A 15,612-nucleotide genomic window follows, 5' to 3' on the forward strand; every position below is an offset into this window, starting at 1 on the left:
TCGTCTTCACCGGAACCGTTTCGTTTCCGCTGTTTCGTTCGCTGCGTCAGCTGAGGAGGCGAACTATACGCCCGGGCCCCACACCCGTCAACACCTTTTGCGAGAAAAAATGAACTTTCTTCGGCCAGCACGCGCAAGGCGTTGATTTGCAAGAAAAGCGGTCGGGAAGGATTTTCATCAAAACGCAAAACAACTCCCCCTGAGCCACATTCCAAAGCTGTCGCCGCCAAACAAAACCGGCTCGAATCATGGATTCGAGCCGGTTCGCTTATACCTATTAATATAGATAACAGCTGATCACTCCTCGCCAGCGCGCTTCTTGGCATTGCTCCTGCCGCTGCCGCGCTTGCGCGCCGCCGGCTGCGTTTGCGATGGTTCTTGAGTCGGCGCGACCGCCGGAGGAGCATCCTGGCCTCCCTTCGTCACCTGACGACGGACCGGCGGCTTGACTGCAGCCGGCGAAGCCTTTGCAGCCGAAGCGCCAGCCGGCGTTTCTTCGGCCGGCTTGGAGGAACGGACACGTCCTTTCGGCGCGGCCGGCGCGTTTGCGGGCTTGGAGGCCGCTCCTTCGGCTTTTGCTGCCGGCGCTTGGCCCTCCACTGGCTTGGCGGTCTGCCGGGCCGCAGAAGCCGGCGTCTTTCCGGTCTCGCCGATAGCCGGCTTGGCCGAGCGGGCGCGCCCTCTCGGAGCCGCAGGCAGACCCGCCGGCTTGGCAGCCGGAATGCTGGACTCAGGCGCCGCGCTCTCGGCTTTTGAAGCTGGCGTCTTGCTTTCAGCAGACTTGGCCGCCTGATCTGCAGCCGGCACAGGAGCAGCCCTGCCCTCTCCGGTCGGCTGGGCGGAACGCCTGCGTCCCGCCGGCGCCCGCGGCAAACCAGCCGGTTTCGATTCAGGCTGCTCGCTGCCCGCCGGCGCCACGATAGGAGCATGCGCCCCTGCGCTTCCTTCGGCTTTTCCGCCGCGACGGCGGCGGCTGGAACGGGTGGGACCCCGCTTCTCGACTGCGCCCTCGGTCGCCTCTTGCGCCGCCGGAGAGTCCTTGATCAGCGCGAAGTCCACCTGGGAGCTTTCCAGATTGGCGCCCATAACCTTGACGGTCAGCACATCGCCAAGCCGGTACTGAACGCCGCTCTTCTCGCCGACGATGGCTTGCACATCCTTCTTGAAATGGAAGTAGTCCTTGCCCAGCTCGGAGATGTGCACCAGTCCTTCGACATATACATCGTCCAGCAACACGAATACGCCGAAGCTGGTGACCGCGCTGATCTTGCCCTGGAAGATCTCGCCGACCTTGTCGCGCATATAGTAAGTCTTGAGCCAGGACTCGACATCCCGGCTGGCATCGTCGGCGCGCCGCTCGGTCATCGAGCAGTGCACGCCAAGCTGTGCCCACTTGCCCGGCTTGTACTTGCCGCCCTTCAACACCGCCTTGATCGCCCGATGGACCAACAGATCCGGATAGCGGCGGATAGGCGAGGTGAAATGGGTATAGGCTTCGTAAGCCAAGCCAAAGTGGCCGTGGTTGTCCGGGGTGTAGACCGCCTGCTGCATTGAGCGCAGCAACATGGTTTGCAGCACCGGCGCATCCGGGCGACCGTGGATCTGCTCGGCCAGCTTGCCGTAATCCTTGGCGGAGGGCTTGTCGCCGCCGCCCAGCACCAGGCCGACCAGCCGCAGATAGGTGCGCAGGTTTTCCAGCTTTTCCTCAGTCGGCCCCTCATGGACGCGGTACAGCGCCTTATGGCCGTTTTTCTGCAGGAAATCGGCGGAACAGACGTTGGCCGCCAGCATGCACTCTTCGATCAAGCGATGCGCGTCGTTGCGCACGATGGGCACGATGCGCTCGATCTTGCCCTGGTCATTGAAGATCATCTGCGTTTCCACCGAGTCGAACTCGATGGCGCCGCGCTTGGAGCGGGCGGCCAGCAGGATCTTGAACAGCGCGTACAGATCCTTCACGTGCGGCAGCATCGGATGATCGGTGCTGTTCTGCAGCCAGTCCCACACCTGGTTGTAGGTGAGGCGGGCCTTGGACTGCATCACCGCCGGGTAGAACTTGTACTTCTTGACCTCGCCCTTGGCATTGATCTGCATGTCGCAGACCATGCACATGCGCTCGACGTCTGGATTCAGCGAGCAGATGCCATTGGACAGCGCCTCCGGCAGCATCGGGATCACCCGGCGCGGGAAATAGACCGAAGTGCCTCGATCCAGCGCCTCTTTGTCCAGCGCGTCGCCCGGCTGCACATAGAAGCTGACATCGGCGATCGCCACCACCAGGCGGTAGCCCTTGCCCTGCTTCTCGGCATATACCGCGTCGTCGAAGTCGCGCGCGGTTTCGCCGTCTATCGTCACCAGCGGCAGTTCGCGCAGATCAACGCGGTCCTTGGTCCAGTCTTTCTTGCGCACCTTCTTCGGCGTTTCCTTGGCCTGAGCCAGCGCGTCATCCGGGAAACGGTGCGGCAGCGCGTGCTTGCGCAGCGCGATCTCGATCTCCATTCCCGGGTCGGCGTAGTTCCCCAGCACCTCGGCCACCTTGCCGACCGGCTGATGGCGGGCGTCCGGCTGCTGCAGAATGTCCACCATCACCACCTGGCCATCCTTGGCGCCGGCGTCGCCGCCCGGTTCGATCAGGATGTCGTGGTTGATGCGGCGATCTTCCGGCCGCACCACCCATACGCCGCGCTCATGCTGGATGCGGCCGACCAGCTTGGTCACCGCGTGTTCCAGCACCTCGACGATCCGGCCTTCCTGCCGGCCGCGGCGGTCGACGCCGGACGGCCGCACCATCACGCGGTCGCCGTGCATCACCTTCCTCATTTCGCGCTCGGGCAGGAAGATGTCGCTGCCCTTGCCTTCGCCCTCGTCAGGCATGGCGAAGCCGAAACCATCCCGATGGCCGGAAACCTTGCAGCGGATCAGGTCGAGTTTCTGGGCGACGCAAACCGCGCCTTTGCGATTAATGATGATCTCGCCATCGCGCTCCATCGCGCGCAGACGACGTTCAAAGAAGGATGATTCGTCGCCATGAATCGACAGCATGCCGGCCAATTCATCCGGGAATAACGGTACCCCCTGCTCGGCGAGAATCTGCATGATGAACTCGCGGCTGGGCAAGGGATTGGAATATTTGAGTTTTTCCCTCTCGAGGAACGGATCCTGTTCGCGGAGGGAAGGACTTTTTTGCTTTTTTGAGGTTTGAGCCATTGACACCCTCAGAATTATGTCTATAATTCGCTTCTCGTTGCAGCGATGCAACAGAATGATACCGCAAAGCGACGCCCAGGTGGCGGAATTGGTAGACGCACTAGGTTCAGGTCCTAGCGCCCGCAAGGGTGTGGAAGTTCGAGTCTTCTCTTGGGCACCAATCTTACTATTGTAAGCCCGTCGCTAAGCTGGCATCATGAAAATCTGGTTGGCCCAGGTGGCGGAATTGGTAGACGCACTAGGTTCAGGTCCTAGCGCCCGCAAGGGTGTGGAAGTTCGAGTCTTCTCTTGGGCACCAATACAGATTGATTAAAGCATCGCGAAACAAATGCCCAGGTGGCGGAATTGGTAGACGCACTAGGTTCAGGTCCTAGCGCCCGCAAGGGTGTGGAAGTTCGAGTCTTCTCCTGGGCACCAGATATTTAAAATTTGGTGCTTCCAGTTCCAGATTTTCAGCAGCGATACAATTTAGAGTTTTGCCCAGGTGGCGGAATTGGTAGACGCACTAGGTTCAGGTCCTAGCGCCCGCAAGGGTGTGGAAGTTCGAGTCTTCTCTTGGGCACCAAATTCGACGAAAACCCCATTGCTTCGGCAATGGGGTTTTCGTTTTTCAGCGCTCCGGAAAATGCACGCCCACCCGCAATCCGCCTTCCACCGCCTGGTCCAGCGACAAGCGCGCGCCATGCCGCCCCGCGATCTCCCTGACGATGGCCAAGCCCAATCCGCTGCCGTCCCGCTTCTCTCCCGCTAGGCGATAAAACCGCAGCAGCACCTTTTCCCGCTCCGCTTCCGGAATGCCTGGGCCGCTGTCTCTCACCTCCAGACAGGCATGCTGCTCATTCCGCACCGCCACCGTCACTACCGCCCCTTCTCCTGCGTAGCGCAAGGCGTTGTCCAGCAGATTGTTCAGCAACTCTCGCAGCAGGGCGCGATTGCCGCGAACGGAAACGCTGTCCTCACCCTCGTATCCCAGGTCCGCGCCGCGCTCATGAGCGGCAGCGGCCCACTCCAGCGCCACCTCGCGCGCCAGCGCCGCCGCGTCCACCATTTCCAGCTCGATGGGCTGGCCGTTGTCCGGCTCCAGCCGCGACATCTGCAGCAACTGCGCGACCATGTGCCCCGCCTGGCGCAGACCGGCCAGCAATCGACGGAGTTGCCGCCGCTGTTCGGCTGGCTCCTCCTCGCGCAAAGCCAGTTCCGCCTGGGTCTGCATCACGGCCAGCGGCGTCTTCAACTGATGGGCGGCGTCGTCGATGAAGCGGCGGCGGGCGGCGAACAAACGCTGCAGCCGCTCGCCGTGCAGATTGAGCGCGTCCACCAGCGGCGCCAGCTCGCTGGGCAGCCCCTCCTTGGGCAGAGGCTCCAGATCGTCTTCGTTTCTCGACGCCACCTCGGCCGACAAACGCCGCAAGGGCCGCAGCCCCCGGCTTACCGCCAGCGAGACGATCAGCAGCAGCGTCAACACCAGCAGGATTTCCTGCAGCAAAGAGCCCAACAACAGGCTGCGCGCCAGCTCCTGCCGCGACTCCGGCGTTTCCGCCACCTGCACCAAGACATCCTGGTCCCGCAGCGTGAGCATGTCCCGCACTGTTTGCCGCAGGCTGACCAGGCGCACCTCCTCGCCCAGATAGTCGGCGTCGGAAAACTGCAGCGTCGGCGCCCCCGCGCCTTTTCTCGCCGGCGCCGGCAAATCCTCGTAGCCGGTCAGCGCTCTGCCCTTCTCGTCGCTGACCCGGTAAAACACCTTGCCGGCGGCATTGCTCTCGAACATCTGCAAGGCGAAGTACGGGATGTCCACCCGGATTTCTCCGTTGTGGCTGCTGATGCCGTTGGCGATGGCTCGGGCCGAAGTGTGCAGCATGCGGTCGAATGCCGCGTTGGCGCCGGCCAGGCTGCGTTGATAAGTCAGATAGGCGTCCAGCGACAGCAATAGCAGCAAGGGCAGCAACAGCCCCCACAACAAGCGCAGCCGCAGGCTGTCCGGACGCCGCCAAGCCTGGCCGCTAGCCATGGCCGCCATCCATCCGCGCCAGCAGATAGCCCAGGCCACGCAAGGTGACGATGCCGACGTCGCCGTGCGCCAGCTTCTTGCGCAGCCGGTGCACGTAGATTTCCATAGCTTCCGCGCTGCCGGATTCGTCCAGGCCGAAAATGCGCTCGGACAGCGCCTCCTTGCTGATGGCCTTGCCGCCCTGCAGCATCAGCAGCTCCAGCACCGCGTGCTCGCGCGGAGTCAGCTTCAAGGCCTGGCCCGCCAGGGCGAACACCCGGCTGCCGCCGTCATAGCTCAGCCCGCCCACCGCCAGCAAATTGTGGTCATGGCCGTGGCTGCGGCGTATCAGCGCCCTCACCCTGGCCTCCAGCTCCACCAGGTCGAACGGTTTGGACAAGTAGTCGTCCGCCCCCATATCCAGCCCCCGCACCCGGTCCTCCACGGATCCGTGCGCGGTCAGGATCAGCACCGGCACCGACTTGCGGCGGGCCCGCAAACGCCTGAGCACTTCCCAGCCATCCAGCCTGGGCAGAGCCAGGTCCAGGATCACCAGCGCATAGTCCTGAGTATGCAGCACATGATCGGCGTCCTGGCCGTCATGCATCGCGTCGACGGCGAAACCCGCCTGCGTCAGGGCTTTGAGCAGGGATTCGGCCAGAGCCAGATTATCTTCCACCAGGAGAATGCGCATGACTTGCCAAGCTGAAAGCGGATTGAAAGGTTTACTCTAATACCATGCTTGCCAGACCGCAGCCAATAGAGCCGCGGAATCAAGACGGGCCCGGTCAGGGCTCCAACAGGAGAAGGCATCATGCAAGGCAAGCTGAAACTATCACTCTGCGTCGCGGCGTTAAGCGGCTCCGCCTGGGCGGCGCCGGCGCACTATCCGTCCAGCTATCAGAATCTGGAAGCTGCCGCGGCCAAGGAAGGCAAGCTGATCATCTATTCCGCCACCGACAGCGCCGTCGCGCGGCCGCTGCTCAAGGACTTCCAGTCGCTGTATCCGGCGGTGAAGGTGGAATACCACGACATGAACACCACCGAGATCTACAACCGCTTCATCAGCGAAAACGCGGCCAACAGCGCCAGCGCCGATCTGGTGTGGAGCTCGGCGATGGACCTGCAGGTGAAGCTGGTCAACGACGGCTACGCCGCCAGCTACGCCTCGCCCGAGACGCCCAATCTGCCCAAATGGGCCCACTACCAGCAACAAGCCTACGCCACCACCTACGAGCCGGTGGCCATCGTCTACAACAAGCGCCTGCTCAAGCCTGAAGAAATCCCGCAAACCCGGGCCGACCTGATCCGCATCCTGAAGGCCAATCCCTCGCGCTTCAAAGGCAAGGTCACCACCTACGACATCGAGCGCTCCGGCGTCGGCTTCAACTTCCTGACCCAGGACTACCGCTACAGCCAGCAAGGCGTATGGGACCTGGTGCGCGTGCTGGGCCGATCCGGCGTCAAGCTGCAGACTTCCACCGGCGCGATGATGGAGCGCATCTCCTCCGGCGAGAATCTGATCGGCTACAACATCCTCGGCTCCTACGCCTTCGCCAAGGCCAAGAAGGACCCGTCCATCGGCTACGTCTATCCCAAGGACTACACCCAGGTCGCCAGCCGGCTGGCCATCGTGTCCAAGAAAGCCAAGAATCCCAGCGCCGCCCGCCTGTGGCTGGACTACCTGCTGTCCAAGCGCGGCCAGGACATCCTCGCCAATCAAGCCGACCTGTTCTCGCTGCGATCCGACGTCGGCGGCGCCGCCTCCCTGTCCGCGCTGAACCAGCAATTGGGCAGCAGCATCAAGCCCATCCAGATCGGCCCCGGCCTGCTGGTTTACCTCGACCAGGCCAAGCGGCTGGACTTCATGCGCAACTGGCAGCAATCGCTGAAAAACTGAGCGCAGCCCCTCGCCCGGCGCGCCGCATCGTCTCCGCGCCGGACGCCATACTCCGGAGTCCACGCAATGCACACTTCCTCCACCGCCGCGGCATCGCCGCCGGCGCCGCCAACCGCGCCCGGCCGCCGACTGACGCGCCACCTATGCTGGCGCAATCTGATCATCGCCTGCGTCGCGCTGGCAGTCATGACGCCGCTTTCGCTGGTGCTGTACCAGAGCCTGCTCAACCAGCCCTTTTTCATGGCGGACAAAAGCCTGGGGCTGGGCGCCTACCGCTTCATTTTCGCCGACCCGGACTTCTGGTCCGCGCTGAAGAACTCGGTGGCCATCGCCGTCGGCATGGCGCTGATCGCCATACCTCTGGGCGGCGTGCTCGCTTTCCTGATGGTCCGCACCGACCTGCCCGGCCGCCGCTGGCTGGAGCCGCTGCTGCTGACGCCGGTATTCGTCTCGCCCATGGTGCTGGCCTTCGGCTACGTGGTGGCCGCTGGCCCGGTGGGTTTCTACTCGCTGTGGCTCAAGCAGCTGTTCGGCTGGGACGAGTTGCCGTGGAGCATCTATTCGCTGACCAGCATCGCCGTCATCGCCGGCCTCACCCATGTGCCGCACATCTATCTCTACGCTTCCGCCGCCCTGCGCAATCTGGGATCGGACGTGGAGGAAGCGGCGCGCGTGGCCGGGGCCAGCCCGTTCCGGGTGGCGCGCGACGTCAGCCTGCCGATGATCATGCCCTCGCTGCTGTTTTCCGGCGTGCTGGTGCTGTTTCTCGGCTTCGAGATCTTCGGCCTGCCGCTGGTGCTGGGCGACCCGGAAGGCCATCTGGTGCTGGCCACCTATCTCTACAAGCTCACCAACAAGCTGGGCATTCCCTCCTATCACCTGATGGCCGCGGTGGCGGTATGCCTGATCGCCATCACCTTTCCGCTGGTCCTGCTGCAGCGGCGCCTGCTGCGCAGCGCCAACCGTTTCGTCACGGTGAAGGGCAAGGCCGGCCGCCAGCACGCGCTGTCGCTGGGGGCCTGGCGCTATCCCGCCGTCGCCATCGTGCTGCTGTGGCTGCTGCTGACCGTGGCGGTGCCTATTTCCGGCATCGCGCTGCGCTCGGTGGTCAGTCACTGGGGTGAAGGCGTATCCCTGGCCGAGGCGCTGACCCTGGAACACTTCTCCCTGCTGTTCGAGGAAGACAGCATCGTGCGCGCCATCGTCAACACCCTGGGCGTGGGCGTGATAGGCGGCGCGCTGGCGGTGGGCTTCTACACGCTGGTGGGCTTCGCCGGCCATCGCCGCCATGATTGGGGCAGCCGCCTGCTGGACTATCTGGTGCTGCTGCCGCGCGCGGTGCCCGGCATCCTCGCCGGCCTCGCCTTTCTATGGGTGTTCTTGTTCGTCCCCGGCCTGCAGGGCGCTAAGAACAGCATGTTCTCGATCTGGCTGGCCTACACCGTGGTCTGGCTGGCCTATGGCATGCGGCTGGTGCAAAGCGCGCTGCTGCAGGTGGGGCCGGAATTGGAAGAAGCCGCCCGCAGCGTCGGCGCCAGCCCGCGCCGCGCCAGCCTGGACGTCACCCTGCCGCTGATCCGCTTCGGCCTGATTTCCAGCTGGCTGCTGATCTTCATGATTTTCGAGCGTGAATACTCCACCGCCGTCTACCTGCTGTCCCCCGGCACAGAAGTCATCGGCTCGCTGCTGGTATCGCTGTGGGCCACAGGCGCGGTGGACCAGGTGGCCGCGCTATCCGTGATCAATATTCTGATGGTGGGCGCCGGCTTGGCCGTGGCGCTGCGCCTGGGAGTGAAACTGCATGACTAAGCTCGTCGTCGACAATCTGTTTCTCAGCTATGACGCCACGCCCATCCTCAAAGGCGTGTCCTTCACCCTCAATGCCGGAGAAGTCGTCTCGCTGCTGGGCGCTTCCGGCAGCGGCAAAACCACGCTGCTGCGGGCCATCGCCGGGTTGGAGCAGCCCTCAGCCGGCTCCATCCGTCTCAATGAACAAACCCTGTACGACGGCGACGCCGGCCACAACCTGCCGGTGGAGAACCGCTCGCTGGGCCTGGTGTTCCAGTCTTACGCGCTGTGGCCGCACCGCACGGTGGCGGAAAACGTCGGCTACGGCCTCAAGCTGCGCAAGACCGGGCAGAAAGAGATAGCCGACCGCGTGGGACAGGTGCTGGAGCAATTGGGTCTGGGCGCGCTGGGCCAGCGCTACCCCCATCAGCTATCCGGCGGCCAGCAGCAGCGAGTGGCCATCGCCCGCGCCCTGGTGTACAACCCGCCGGTCATCCTGCTGGACGAGCCGCTGTCCAACCTGGACGCCAAGCTGCGCGAGGAAGCCCGCGCCTGGCTGCGTGAACTGATCATAGAGCTGAAACTGTCCGCGCTGTGCGTCACCCATGACCAGAGCGAAGCGATGGCGATGTCCGACCGCATCCTGCTGCTCAAGCACGGCCGCATCGAACAGGCCGGCACGCCGACCGAGCTCTACTCCCAGCCCGCCAGCCTGTACAGCGCGCAATTCATGGGCGCCAACAACACCTTGAGCGCCACCGTCGCCGCCAGCGAAGGCGACAGCGTCATTCTGAACGGCGACGGCTGGCAGCTGAGGGCCACCGCCCGCCAGCCCTTGCCGGCGGGAAGCCAAGCGCAGGCGGTGATCCGGCTGGAGCGGCTGCGCGTGCGCGACGAGCCCGGCCACAACCGACTGCCGGCCAGGCTGCTCACCTCGATGTATCTGGGCGACCGCTGGGAATACCTGTTGCAACAGGGGGAAAACCGGCTGCGCGCCTACGGCCAGGAAGCCAGGGCGGCTGGCGAATGCTGGCTGGAGTTCGGCGAGCGCGACACTTGGGCGTTCGGCCGGGAAGCCTCCAATCCAGCCTAGCTAGCCTCCTGCAAACAGCCGTTCCAGGCGCAAACCCGGAACGGCCGTCACTCATGCCCGCCCGATACCTGCCGTCCGGCATCCGGCTTCAACTTCAAAAACTGCAGGCTGGACAATATGGTCAGGCCGCCCATGAACAGGAAGGCATGGCCGAAATCGCCGGCGGTCAGCTGTTGATGTCCCTGCATCCAGGCGGCCCCTTGCAACGCGAACGCGCCCACCGTCACGCCGAAGCCGGCAGCCAGTTGCTGCGCGACGCTGGACAAGCTGGTGGCATGGCTAAGCCGTTCCTTGTCGACATCGGCGAAAGTGATCGCGTTCAAGCTGGTGAACTGCAGCGAACGCAAGCAACCTCCCAGCACGAACACCAACAGCAGCAGCCAATGCGGCGTATCCGCCTGAAACAGCGAGTACACCGCCACCGAACATCCCGCCAGAATGCTGTTCACCACCAGCACCTGCCGGAAGCCGAACCGCTGCAACACCTTGGAGACAATGGTCTTCATCCCGATCGCGCCCATCGCGGTGGAGCAGGTCAGCAGGCCTGACTCGAACGGAGAAAAGCCGAAGCCCAGTTGCAGCATCAGGGGCAGCAGGAAGGGAATGGTGCCGATGCCGACGCGAAACACGAAGCCCCCGGCCACGCCGGCATGGAACGTGGGCAGCCTGAGCAGCGACAGGTCCAATAACGGATGCGTCTGTCGGCGGTAATGCCGCAGGTAGATCAGCAGCAGCGCGGCGCCAAGCAGGCTCAGCCAGATGGATGCCGTGGCCGACAGCATGTGCTTGCCTTCGGTAGCCAGGCCCAGCATCAGCATCGACAGGCCGGCGCCGGTTAGCAGGAAGCCCCACCAATCCAGCCTGGGCACTTCATCCTCTTTCAGATTGGCGATGAAGCGCCCAGCCAGGGCCAGGCCCAGCAAGCCGATCGGGATGTTGATCAGGAAGATCCAGCGCCAGTGGAAATAAGTGCTGATGAACCCGCCCAGCGGCGGTCCTATCACCGGTCCCAGCAATGCCGGCACGGTCAGATAGCTGAGCGCCCGCACCAAATCCGCCTTGTCTATGGTGCGCAAGATCACCAGCCGCCCCACCGGCACCATCATCGCCCCGCCTATGCCCTGCAGGAAGCGCGCCAGAACGAAGCCGTGCAGGCTGCCTGTCATCGCGCACAGCAGCGAACCCAGCATGAACACCAGGATGGCGGAACGAAAAATGCGGCGGGCGCCGAAACGGTCTGCCATCCAGCCGCTGATGGGGATGAACACCGCCAGGCTGACCAGATAGGACGTCAACGCCAGCTTCAGCGAGATCGGGTCGACTCTCAAGTCCTGCGCGATCACCGGCAGCGAGGTTGAAATCACGGTGGCGTCCATGTTTTCCATGAACAGCGCCGTGGCGACGATGAGCGGCGTCAGCATGCCGGGAGCGATTTTCAACTGCATGACAAAAAGATATGAGCGGGAAGCGTTTCAGTTTATCACTCCGCAGCCATCTGCGTGCCGAATGTCATGAACGCTAACAAAAAGCCGCCCGACAAAGCGGGCGGCCTGGCAGTCCATGGAGCGTAGCCGCTCAGTTGAAGGTCAGCGCCGAAGTGAAGTCGCCCATCGGCTTGCCGCCGTTTCTCACCAAGGCGATATCGCGCGCGGCCACACCCGGCAAGGTCTGCAGACCGAAACGGCGGGTCAGGAAGCGCAGGATGGAGGCGGTGTCGTACTGGGTATGGTCGACATAACCCTTCCTGGCGAACGGCGAAATCAGGATGGCCGGAATCCGGGTGCCCGGCCCCCAGCGGTCGCCCTTGGGCACCGCCGCGTGATCGTAGAAACCGCCGTTTTCGTCATAGGTGACGACCACCAGCATGTTCTTCCACTGCGGGCTTTGCTGCAGCTTGGAAATCACCGAGGCGATGTGGGCGTCGCCGTCGGCCACGCTGGCGTAGCCGGCATGCTGGTTCAGGTTGCCCTGCGGCTTGTAGAACGCCACTTGCGGCAGCGTGCCGGCGGCGGCGGCGCTGAGGAAGTCCTGATCGAAATCCTTCAGGTGCTGGCCGCGATAAGCCGCCTGCTTGGACGAATCGAAACTGGCATAGTAGTTGAACGGCTGATGGTGGGCCTGGAAATTGGGCACGCTGCCGTTGTAGATCTTGCTGCGGTCGGCGATGGATTGCGCCCAGCCGCCGGCATACCAGGCCCAGCTGATCTTCTTGGCGTCCAATCGGTCGGCGATGGTCGCCTGGGTCTGCGCCGGCAAGGTGTTGGCCTTGGTCGGATCGGCGTAAAGACCGCTGGCGTCGCTGGAAGCCGGCGCGTTGCCGCTGGGCTGGAACGCCGGCTGCATGGTGTTGACGGCGTAGTACATGCCGGCCGCGTCCTTGGGCGTCAAATTATTGTCGTTCAGATACTTGGCCGCGCCGGAGAGCACGGATGCCGGCGTATTGGCCGCCGGCGTCAGCCGCACGAAATTGCCCTTGCCGTCGGTGTCGATCGCAGAGATGCTGCCCTTGGCCGGCGAAGCATCGGCATTCGGATACTGCGGCGCGCAGGCGCAGACCAGGTACTGGTGATTGAGGAAGGAGCCGCCGAAAGCGCCCATGAAGAAGTTGTCGGCCAGCGTGTATTGCTGGGCCAGCTTCCACATCGCCATCTTGCTGCCGTCGTAATAGCCCATGGACAGGCCGCCGGCGTCGGAATAAGCGGCGAACTTGTCGTTGGCGCCGCCATTGATCTGCATCTGGTTGTTGTAGAAGCGGTGCACCAGGTCGCGGGTGATCACCGATTGCGGCACCACCACGCCGGTGCCGTTCAAACCGCTCGGATTGTCGATCTGGAACGGCTTGTTGACGAAGCCCATGGTTTGCGCCTGACTCAGGCTCACAGCCTGGCCGCCCGCGGTCAAGCCTCCCCAGGTCGGCGGCAGCGCCGGCAGGGTCGAGTTGTCGAAATCCTTCTGCGCGACATAGCCCCCTCTGGAAGACGGGTTGACGCCGGGGATGCCGTTGGCGCCGGGGAACAAGCCATACAGATTGTCGAAGCCGCGGTTCTCGGCGTAGATCACCACCACGTTCTTGATATCCGACAGCGCCATCCGCTTGTGCAGGCTGCCTTTGACGTCGCCGCCGGCGCCCGCCTCTTTCACCGCGCCGGCGATGGCGTCGATGTTCTGGTTGATCGCTGCCTTCAGCGCCGCTTTGACATCGGGATCGCTTTCCTTGTTGTGGTCGCCCAGCAGCTTGTCCGCCGACACGCCCACGCGCGCGGCCACCGCGCTGCGCGCGCTGGATAGATCCATGCCGCCGTCCATCAGGTCGGCCACCTCGGTGGACAGCGAGCTGACCACGCCGCTGGCGGCGGCCGGAGCGCGGAATACCAAGGGATCAGTCACTGGCGCCGCGGTTTGGGTGTCGGGGTCGTACCGAACGGCATCGGTACCCACTTCCACCACCACACCGCCTTGGCCGCTCAGACGAAACGCGCCATTGTCGTCGGTATAGGTCGAGGGTTCGGTGGCATCGCAGCGGCCATTGCCATTGCGGTCCAGACAGACTTTGGCGTGGCGGAAATAACTGCCGGTCACCACCCCGCTGGTGGAGGCAGAGCCGCCGCCGCTGCCGCAGGCGCTCAATACGGCGGCGCCGACCAGGGTCAGCGCCAGGCCACAGGCTAAACGTTGCATCACGGATTTCCTTGCGATTTGACGGAAAGCGCGCAGTATCGCAACGGCATGTTACATTGCATTTACATTTGTTCAGTATTTTCCGCGCGCGTTACGCCTAAGCAATCATTTTTCATTTTTTTGTCATCAATCCGCAGTACAGTCCCGCCACCGCAAACCGACACCACCGCCATGCCACGCCTCCTGCTCTTCATCGCCTTCGCCCTCTCCGGACTTGCCCAGGCCGCGACGCCGGCCAAGCCCGCCTATCAAAGCGCCAGCTACGCGCCCGGCCCGCACCCGGCCAGCGCCAAACAGCTGGAGGAACTGGGCCGCCAGCTGTTCTTCGACCGCTCGCTGTCCGCCTCCGGCCAGATGTCCTGCGCCACCTGTCACAGCCCCTCCCATGCTTACGGCCCGCCGAACGGACTGGCCGCGCAACTGGGCGGCAAAGATGGCAAACAGCCTGGCACTCGCGCCGCGCCTTCTCTGCGCTACCTGCAAAGCGTGCCGCCGTTCAGCGAGCATTTCCATGACGACGACGGCAACGACAGCGAGGATGCCGGCCCCACCGGCGGCTATACCTGGGACGGCCGCGCCGACTCCGCCCATGCCCAAGCCTCGCTGCCGCTGCTGGCCGCCAACGAGATGGCCAACGGCACGCCGGCCGCGGTGGTCGACAAGCTGCGGCGCTCCGCCTCCGCCGCGCGCTTCCAGAAGCTGTTCGGCAGCGACATCTTCAGCCATCCCGCTCAGGCCTTCGACAAGGCCGCGCTGGCGCTGGAAGTGTTCCAGCAGAATCCGCGCGAGTTTTATCCCTACGACAGCAAATACGACGCCTTCCTGCGCGGCCAGGCCAAGCTGACCGCCAAAGAAGCGCGCGGGCTGAAGGCGTTCAATGATCCGGACAAGGGCAACTGCGCGTCCTGCCACATCAGCCAGCGCAGCGAGAGCGGCGCCTTCCCCTCCTTCACCGACTACGGACACATCGCCGTCGGCGCGCCGCGCAATCCGGAACTGGCCGCCAACCGCGACAGCCATTACTTCGACCTGGGCCTGTGCGGCCCGGCGCGCACCGACTTCAAGAACCGCGGCGACTACTGCGGTCTGTTCCGCACGCCGTCCCTACGCAACGTCGCCACCCGCAAGACCTTCTTCCACAACGGCGGCTTCCATGACCTTCGCCAGGTGCTGCGCTTCTACGCCGAGCGCGACACCCGCCCCGGCAAGTGGTACCCCAAAGGCAAGGACGGCAAGGTGGCCAAGTTCGACGACCTGCCGGCGCGCTACCAAGCCAACGTCAACATGGAAGCGCCGTTCGGCGGCAAGACGGGCGGCAAACCCATGTTCAGCGAGCGCGACATCGACGACATGCTGGCCTTCCTGAAAACGCTGAACGACGGCTACAAGCCGGCGGGCCGCGGCAAAAGCTGAGCCGCGGCGGCCAAGCTGCGGCTATGCTGAATGAGTCGATTCCATATCCCGGGGAGAGCTCGATGAAAGTGCAGCGCATCGTCGCCAATATCGCCACCGACACGCCGGCCGCGGCGGAACGCTTCTACCAAGATGTGCTGGGCCTGGAAATGGTCATGGATCACGGCTGGATCCGCATTTACGCATCCGACACCGCCATGCAGCCGCAAATCAGCTTCGCCAGCGAAGGCGGCTCAGGCACCCCGGTGCCGGAACTGTCCATCGAAGTGGACGATCTGGAGCAGGCGCTGGCGCGCGCGCAGAGCGCCGGCATCGCCATCGAATACGGGCCGGTGGTGGAGCCCTGGGGCGTGCGCCGCTTTTTCGTCCGCGATCCGCTAGGCAAGCTGGTCAACATCCTCCAACACTTGGACTGAGCCTTTCCCGCGACGGGCTCCGTACCTCTACTTAATCCGGCCAAACCCGCTCCCGCGACATCCGCTCCCGGCATATGTTTCAAACACGGACGGCTACAACGCCGCCGCGCAGATCATAAAAACAGCC

General features: G+C 63.9%; 10 protein-coding genes, 4 tRNA genes and 1 pseudogene. 9 read left to right on the plus strand and 6 right to left on the minus strand.

What is annotated here, in order from left to right:
• Together ACX17K_RS07595 and rnr are read right to left on the minus strand one after the other, a co-directional pair.
• A partial coding sequence (locus ACX17K_RS07595) for a hypothetical protein (protein ID WP_493774346.1) occupies positions 1–188 on the minus strand: 188 nt, incomplete at its 3' end.
• A gap of 736 nt (positions 189–924) precedes the next feature.
• Positions 925–3,207: pseudogene (gene rnr, locus ACX17K_RS07600) on the minus strand (ribonuclease R); the annotation flags it as partial.
• A 73-nt stretch (positions 3,208–3,280) separates the two neighbouring features.
• On the opposite strand from rnr, the gene ACX17K_RS07605 reads away from it, so the two are divergent.
• The 4 genes from ACX17K_RS07605 to ACX17K_RS07620 all read left to right on the plus strand — a co-directional run bounded on the left by ACX17K_RS07605 (position 3,281) and on the right by ACX17K_RS07620 (position 3,772).
• Positions 3,281–3,367 (plus strand) — tRNA-Leu (locus tag ACX17K_RS07605).
• A gap of 51 nt (positions 3,368–3,418) precedes the next feature.
• Positions 3,419–3,505 (plus strand) — tRNA-Leu (locus ACX17K_RS07610).
• A 32-nt stretch (positions 3,506–3,537) separates the two neighbouring features.
• A tRNA-Leu gene (locus ACX17K_RS07615) sits at positions 3,538–3,624 on the plus strand.
• 61 nt (positions 3,625–3,685) lie between these two features.
• A tRNA-Leu gene (locus tag ACX17K_RS07620) sits at positions 3,686–3,772 on the plus strand.
• Between the two features lie 45 nt (positions 3,773–3,817).
• Here ACX17K_RS07620 and ACX17K_RS07625 read toward each other — a convergent pair.
• On the minus strand, positions 3,818–5,218 hold the full coding sequence (locus tag ACX17K_RS07625) for a sensor histidine kinase (RefSeq protein WP_493774347.1): 1,401 nt from the start codon (positions 5,216–5,218) through the stop codon (positions 3,818–3,820).
• Positions 5,211–5,891, minus strand: a complete 681-nt coding sequence (locus tag ACX17K_RS07630; protein WP_493774348.1) for a response regulator — start codon at positions 5,889–5,891, stop codon at positions 5,211–5,213. Before ACX17K_RS07630 ends, ACX17K_RS07625 begins: the two co-directional genes overlap by 8 nt.
• A gap of 120 nt (positions 5,892–6,011) precedes the next feature.
• On the opposite strand from ACX17K_RS07630, the gene ACX17K_RS07635 reads away from it, so the two are divergent.
• From ACX17K_RS07635 to ACX17K_RS07645, 3 genes are all read left to right on the plus strand, one after another.
• Complete coding sequence (locus ACX17K_RS07635) at positions 6,012–7,097, plus strand: ABC transporter substrate-binding protein (RefSeq protein WP_493774349.1); 1,086 nt, start codon at positions 6,012–6,014, stop codon at positions 7,095–7,097.
• A gap of 66 nt (positions 7,098–7,163) precedes the next feature.
• On the plus strand, positions 7,164–8,906 hold the full coding sequence (locus ACX17K_RS07640; protein WP_493774350.1) for an ABC transporter permease: 1,743 nt from the start codon (positions 7,164–7,166) through the stop codon (positions 8,904–8,906).
• On the plus strand, positions 8,899–9,978 hold the full coding sequence (locus ACX17K_RS07645; RefSeq protein ID WP_493774351.1) for an ABC transporter ATP-binding protein: 1,080 nt from the start codon (positions 8,899–8,901) through the stop codon (positions 9,976–9,978). Before ACX17K_RS07640 ends, ACX17K_RS07645 begins: the two co-directional genes overlap by 8 nt.
• A gap of 47 nt (positions 9,979–10,025) precedes the next feature.
• On the opposite strand, the gene ACX17K_RS07650 is transcribed toward ACX17K_RS07645, so the two are convergent.
• Complete coding sequence (locus ACX17K_RS07650) at positions 10,026–11,423, minus strand: DHA2 family efflux MFS transporter permease subunit (RefSeq protein ID WP_493774352.1); 1,398 nt, start codon at positions 11,421–11,423, stop codon at positions 10,026–10,028.
• 130 nt (positions 11,424–11,553) lie between these two features.
• A complete protein-coding gene (locus ACX17K_RS07655; protein ID WP_493774353.1) occupies positions 11,554–13,656 on the minus strand; it encodes an acid phosphatase in 2,103 nt (700 codons plus the stop codon).
• 171 nt (positions 13,657–13,827) lie between these two features.
• On the opposite strand from ACX17K_RS07655, the gene ACX17K_RS07660 reads away from it, so the two are divergent.
• Positions 13,828–15,069, plus strand: a complete 1,242-nt coding sequence (locus tag ACX17K_RS07660; RefSeq protein ID WP_493774354.1) for a cytochrome-c peroxidase — start codon at positions 13,828–13,830, stop codon at positions 15,067–15,069.
• 62 nt (positions 15,070–15,131) lie between these two features.
• Positions 15,132–15,485: a VOC family protein gene (locus ACX17K_RS07665; RefSeq protein ID WP_347751903.1), complete on the plus strand. Its 354-nt coding sequence runs from the start codon at positions 15,132–15,134 to the stop codon at positions 15,483–15,485.
• The last annotated feature ends 127 nt before the right edge of the window (positions 15,486–15,612 follow it).

Source organism: Chromobacterium sp. INPA-IVC, from assembly GCF_059047085.1.

What these genes read in the sequence shown, in the direction of transcription:
- ACX17K_RS07650 (WP_493774352.1), bottom strand. Translation starts at nt 11,423, where the DNA reads ATGCAGTTGAAAATCGCTCCCGGCATGCTGACGCCGCTCATCGTCGCC.
- ACX17K_RS07665 (WP_347751903.1), top strand. Translation starts at nt 15,132, where the DNA reads ATGAAAGTGCAGCGCATCGTCGCCAATATCGCCACCGACACGCCGGCC.
- ACX17K_RS07635 (WP_493774349.1), top strand. Translation starts at nt 6,012, where the DNA reads ATGCAAGGCAAGCTGAAACTATCACTCTGCGTCGCGGCGTTAAGCGGC.
- ACX17K_RS07640 (WP_493774350.1), top strand. Translation starts at nt 7,164, where the DNA reads ATGCACACTTCCTCCACCGCCGCGGCATCGCCGCCGGCGCCGCCAACC.
- ACX17K_RS07630 (WP_493774348.1), bottom strand. Translation starts at nt 5,891, where the DNA reads ATGCGCATTCTCCTGGTGGAAGATAATCTGGCTCTGGCCGAATCCCTG.
- ACX17K_RS07645 (WP_493774351.1), top strand. Translation starts at nt 8,899, where the DNA reads ATGACTAAGCTCGTCGTCGACAATCTGTTTCTCAGCTATGACGCCACG.
- ACX17K_RS07625 (WP_493774347.1), bottom strand. Translation starts at nt 5,218, where the DNA reads ATGGCTAGCGGCCAGGCTTGGCGGCGTCCGGACAGCCTGCGGCTGCGC.
- ACX17K_RS07655 (WP_493774353.1), bottom strand. Translation starts at nt 13,656, where the DNA reads ATGCAACGTTTAGCCTGTGGCCTGGCGCTGACCCTGGTCGGCGCCGCC.
- ACX17K_RS07660 (WP_493774354.1), top strand. Translation starts at nt 13,828, where the DNA reads ATGCCACGCCTCCTGCTCTTCATCGCCTTCGCCCTCTCCGGACTTGCC.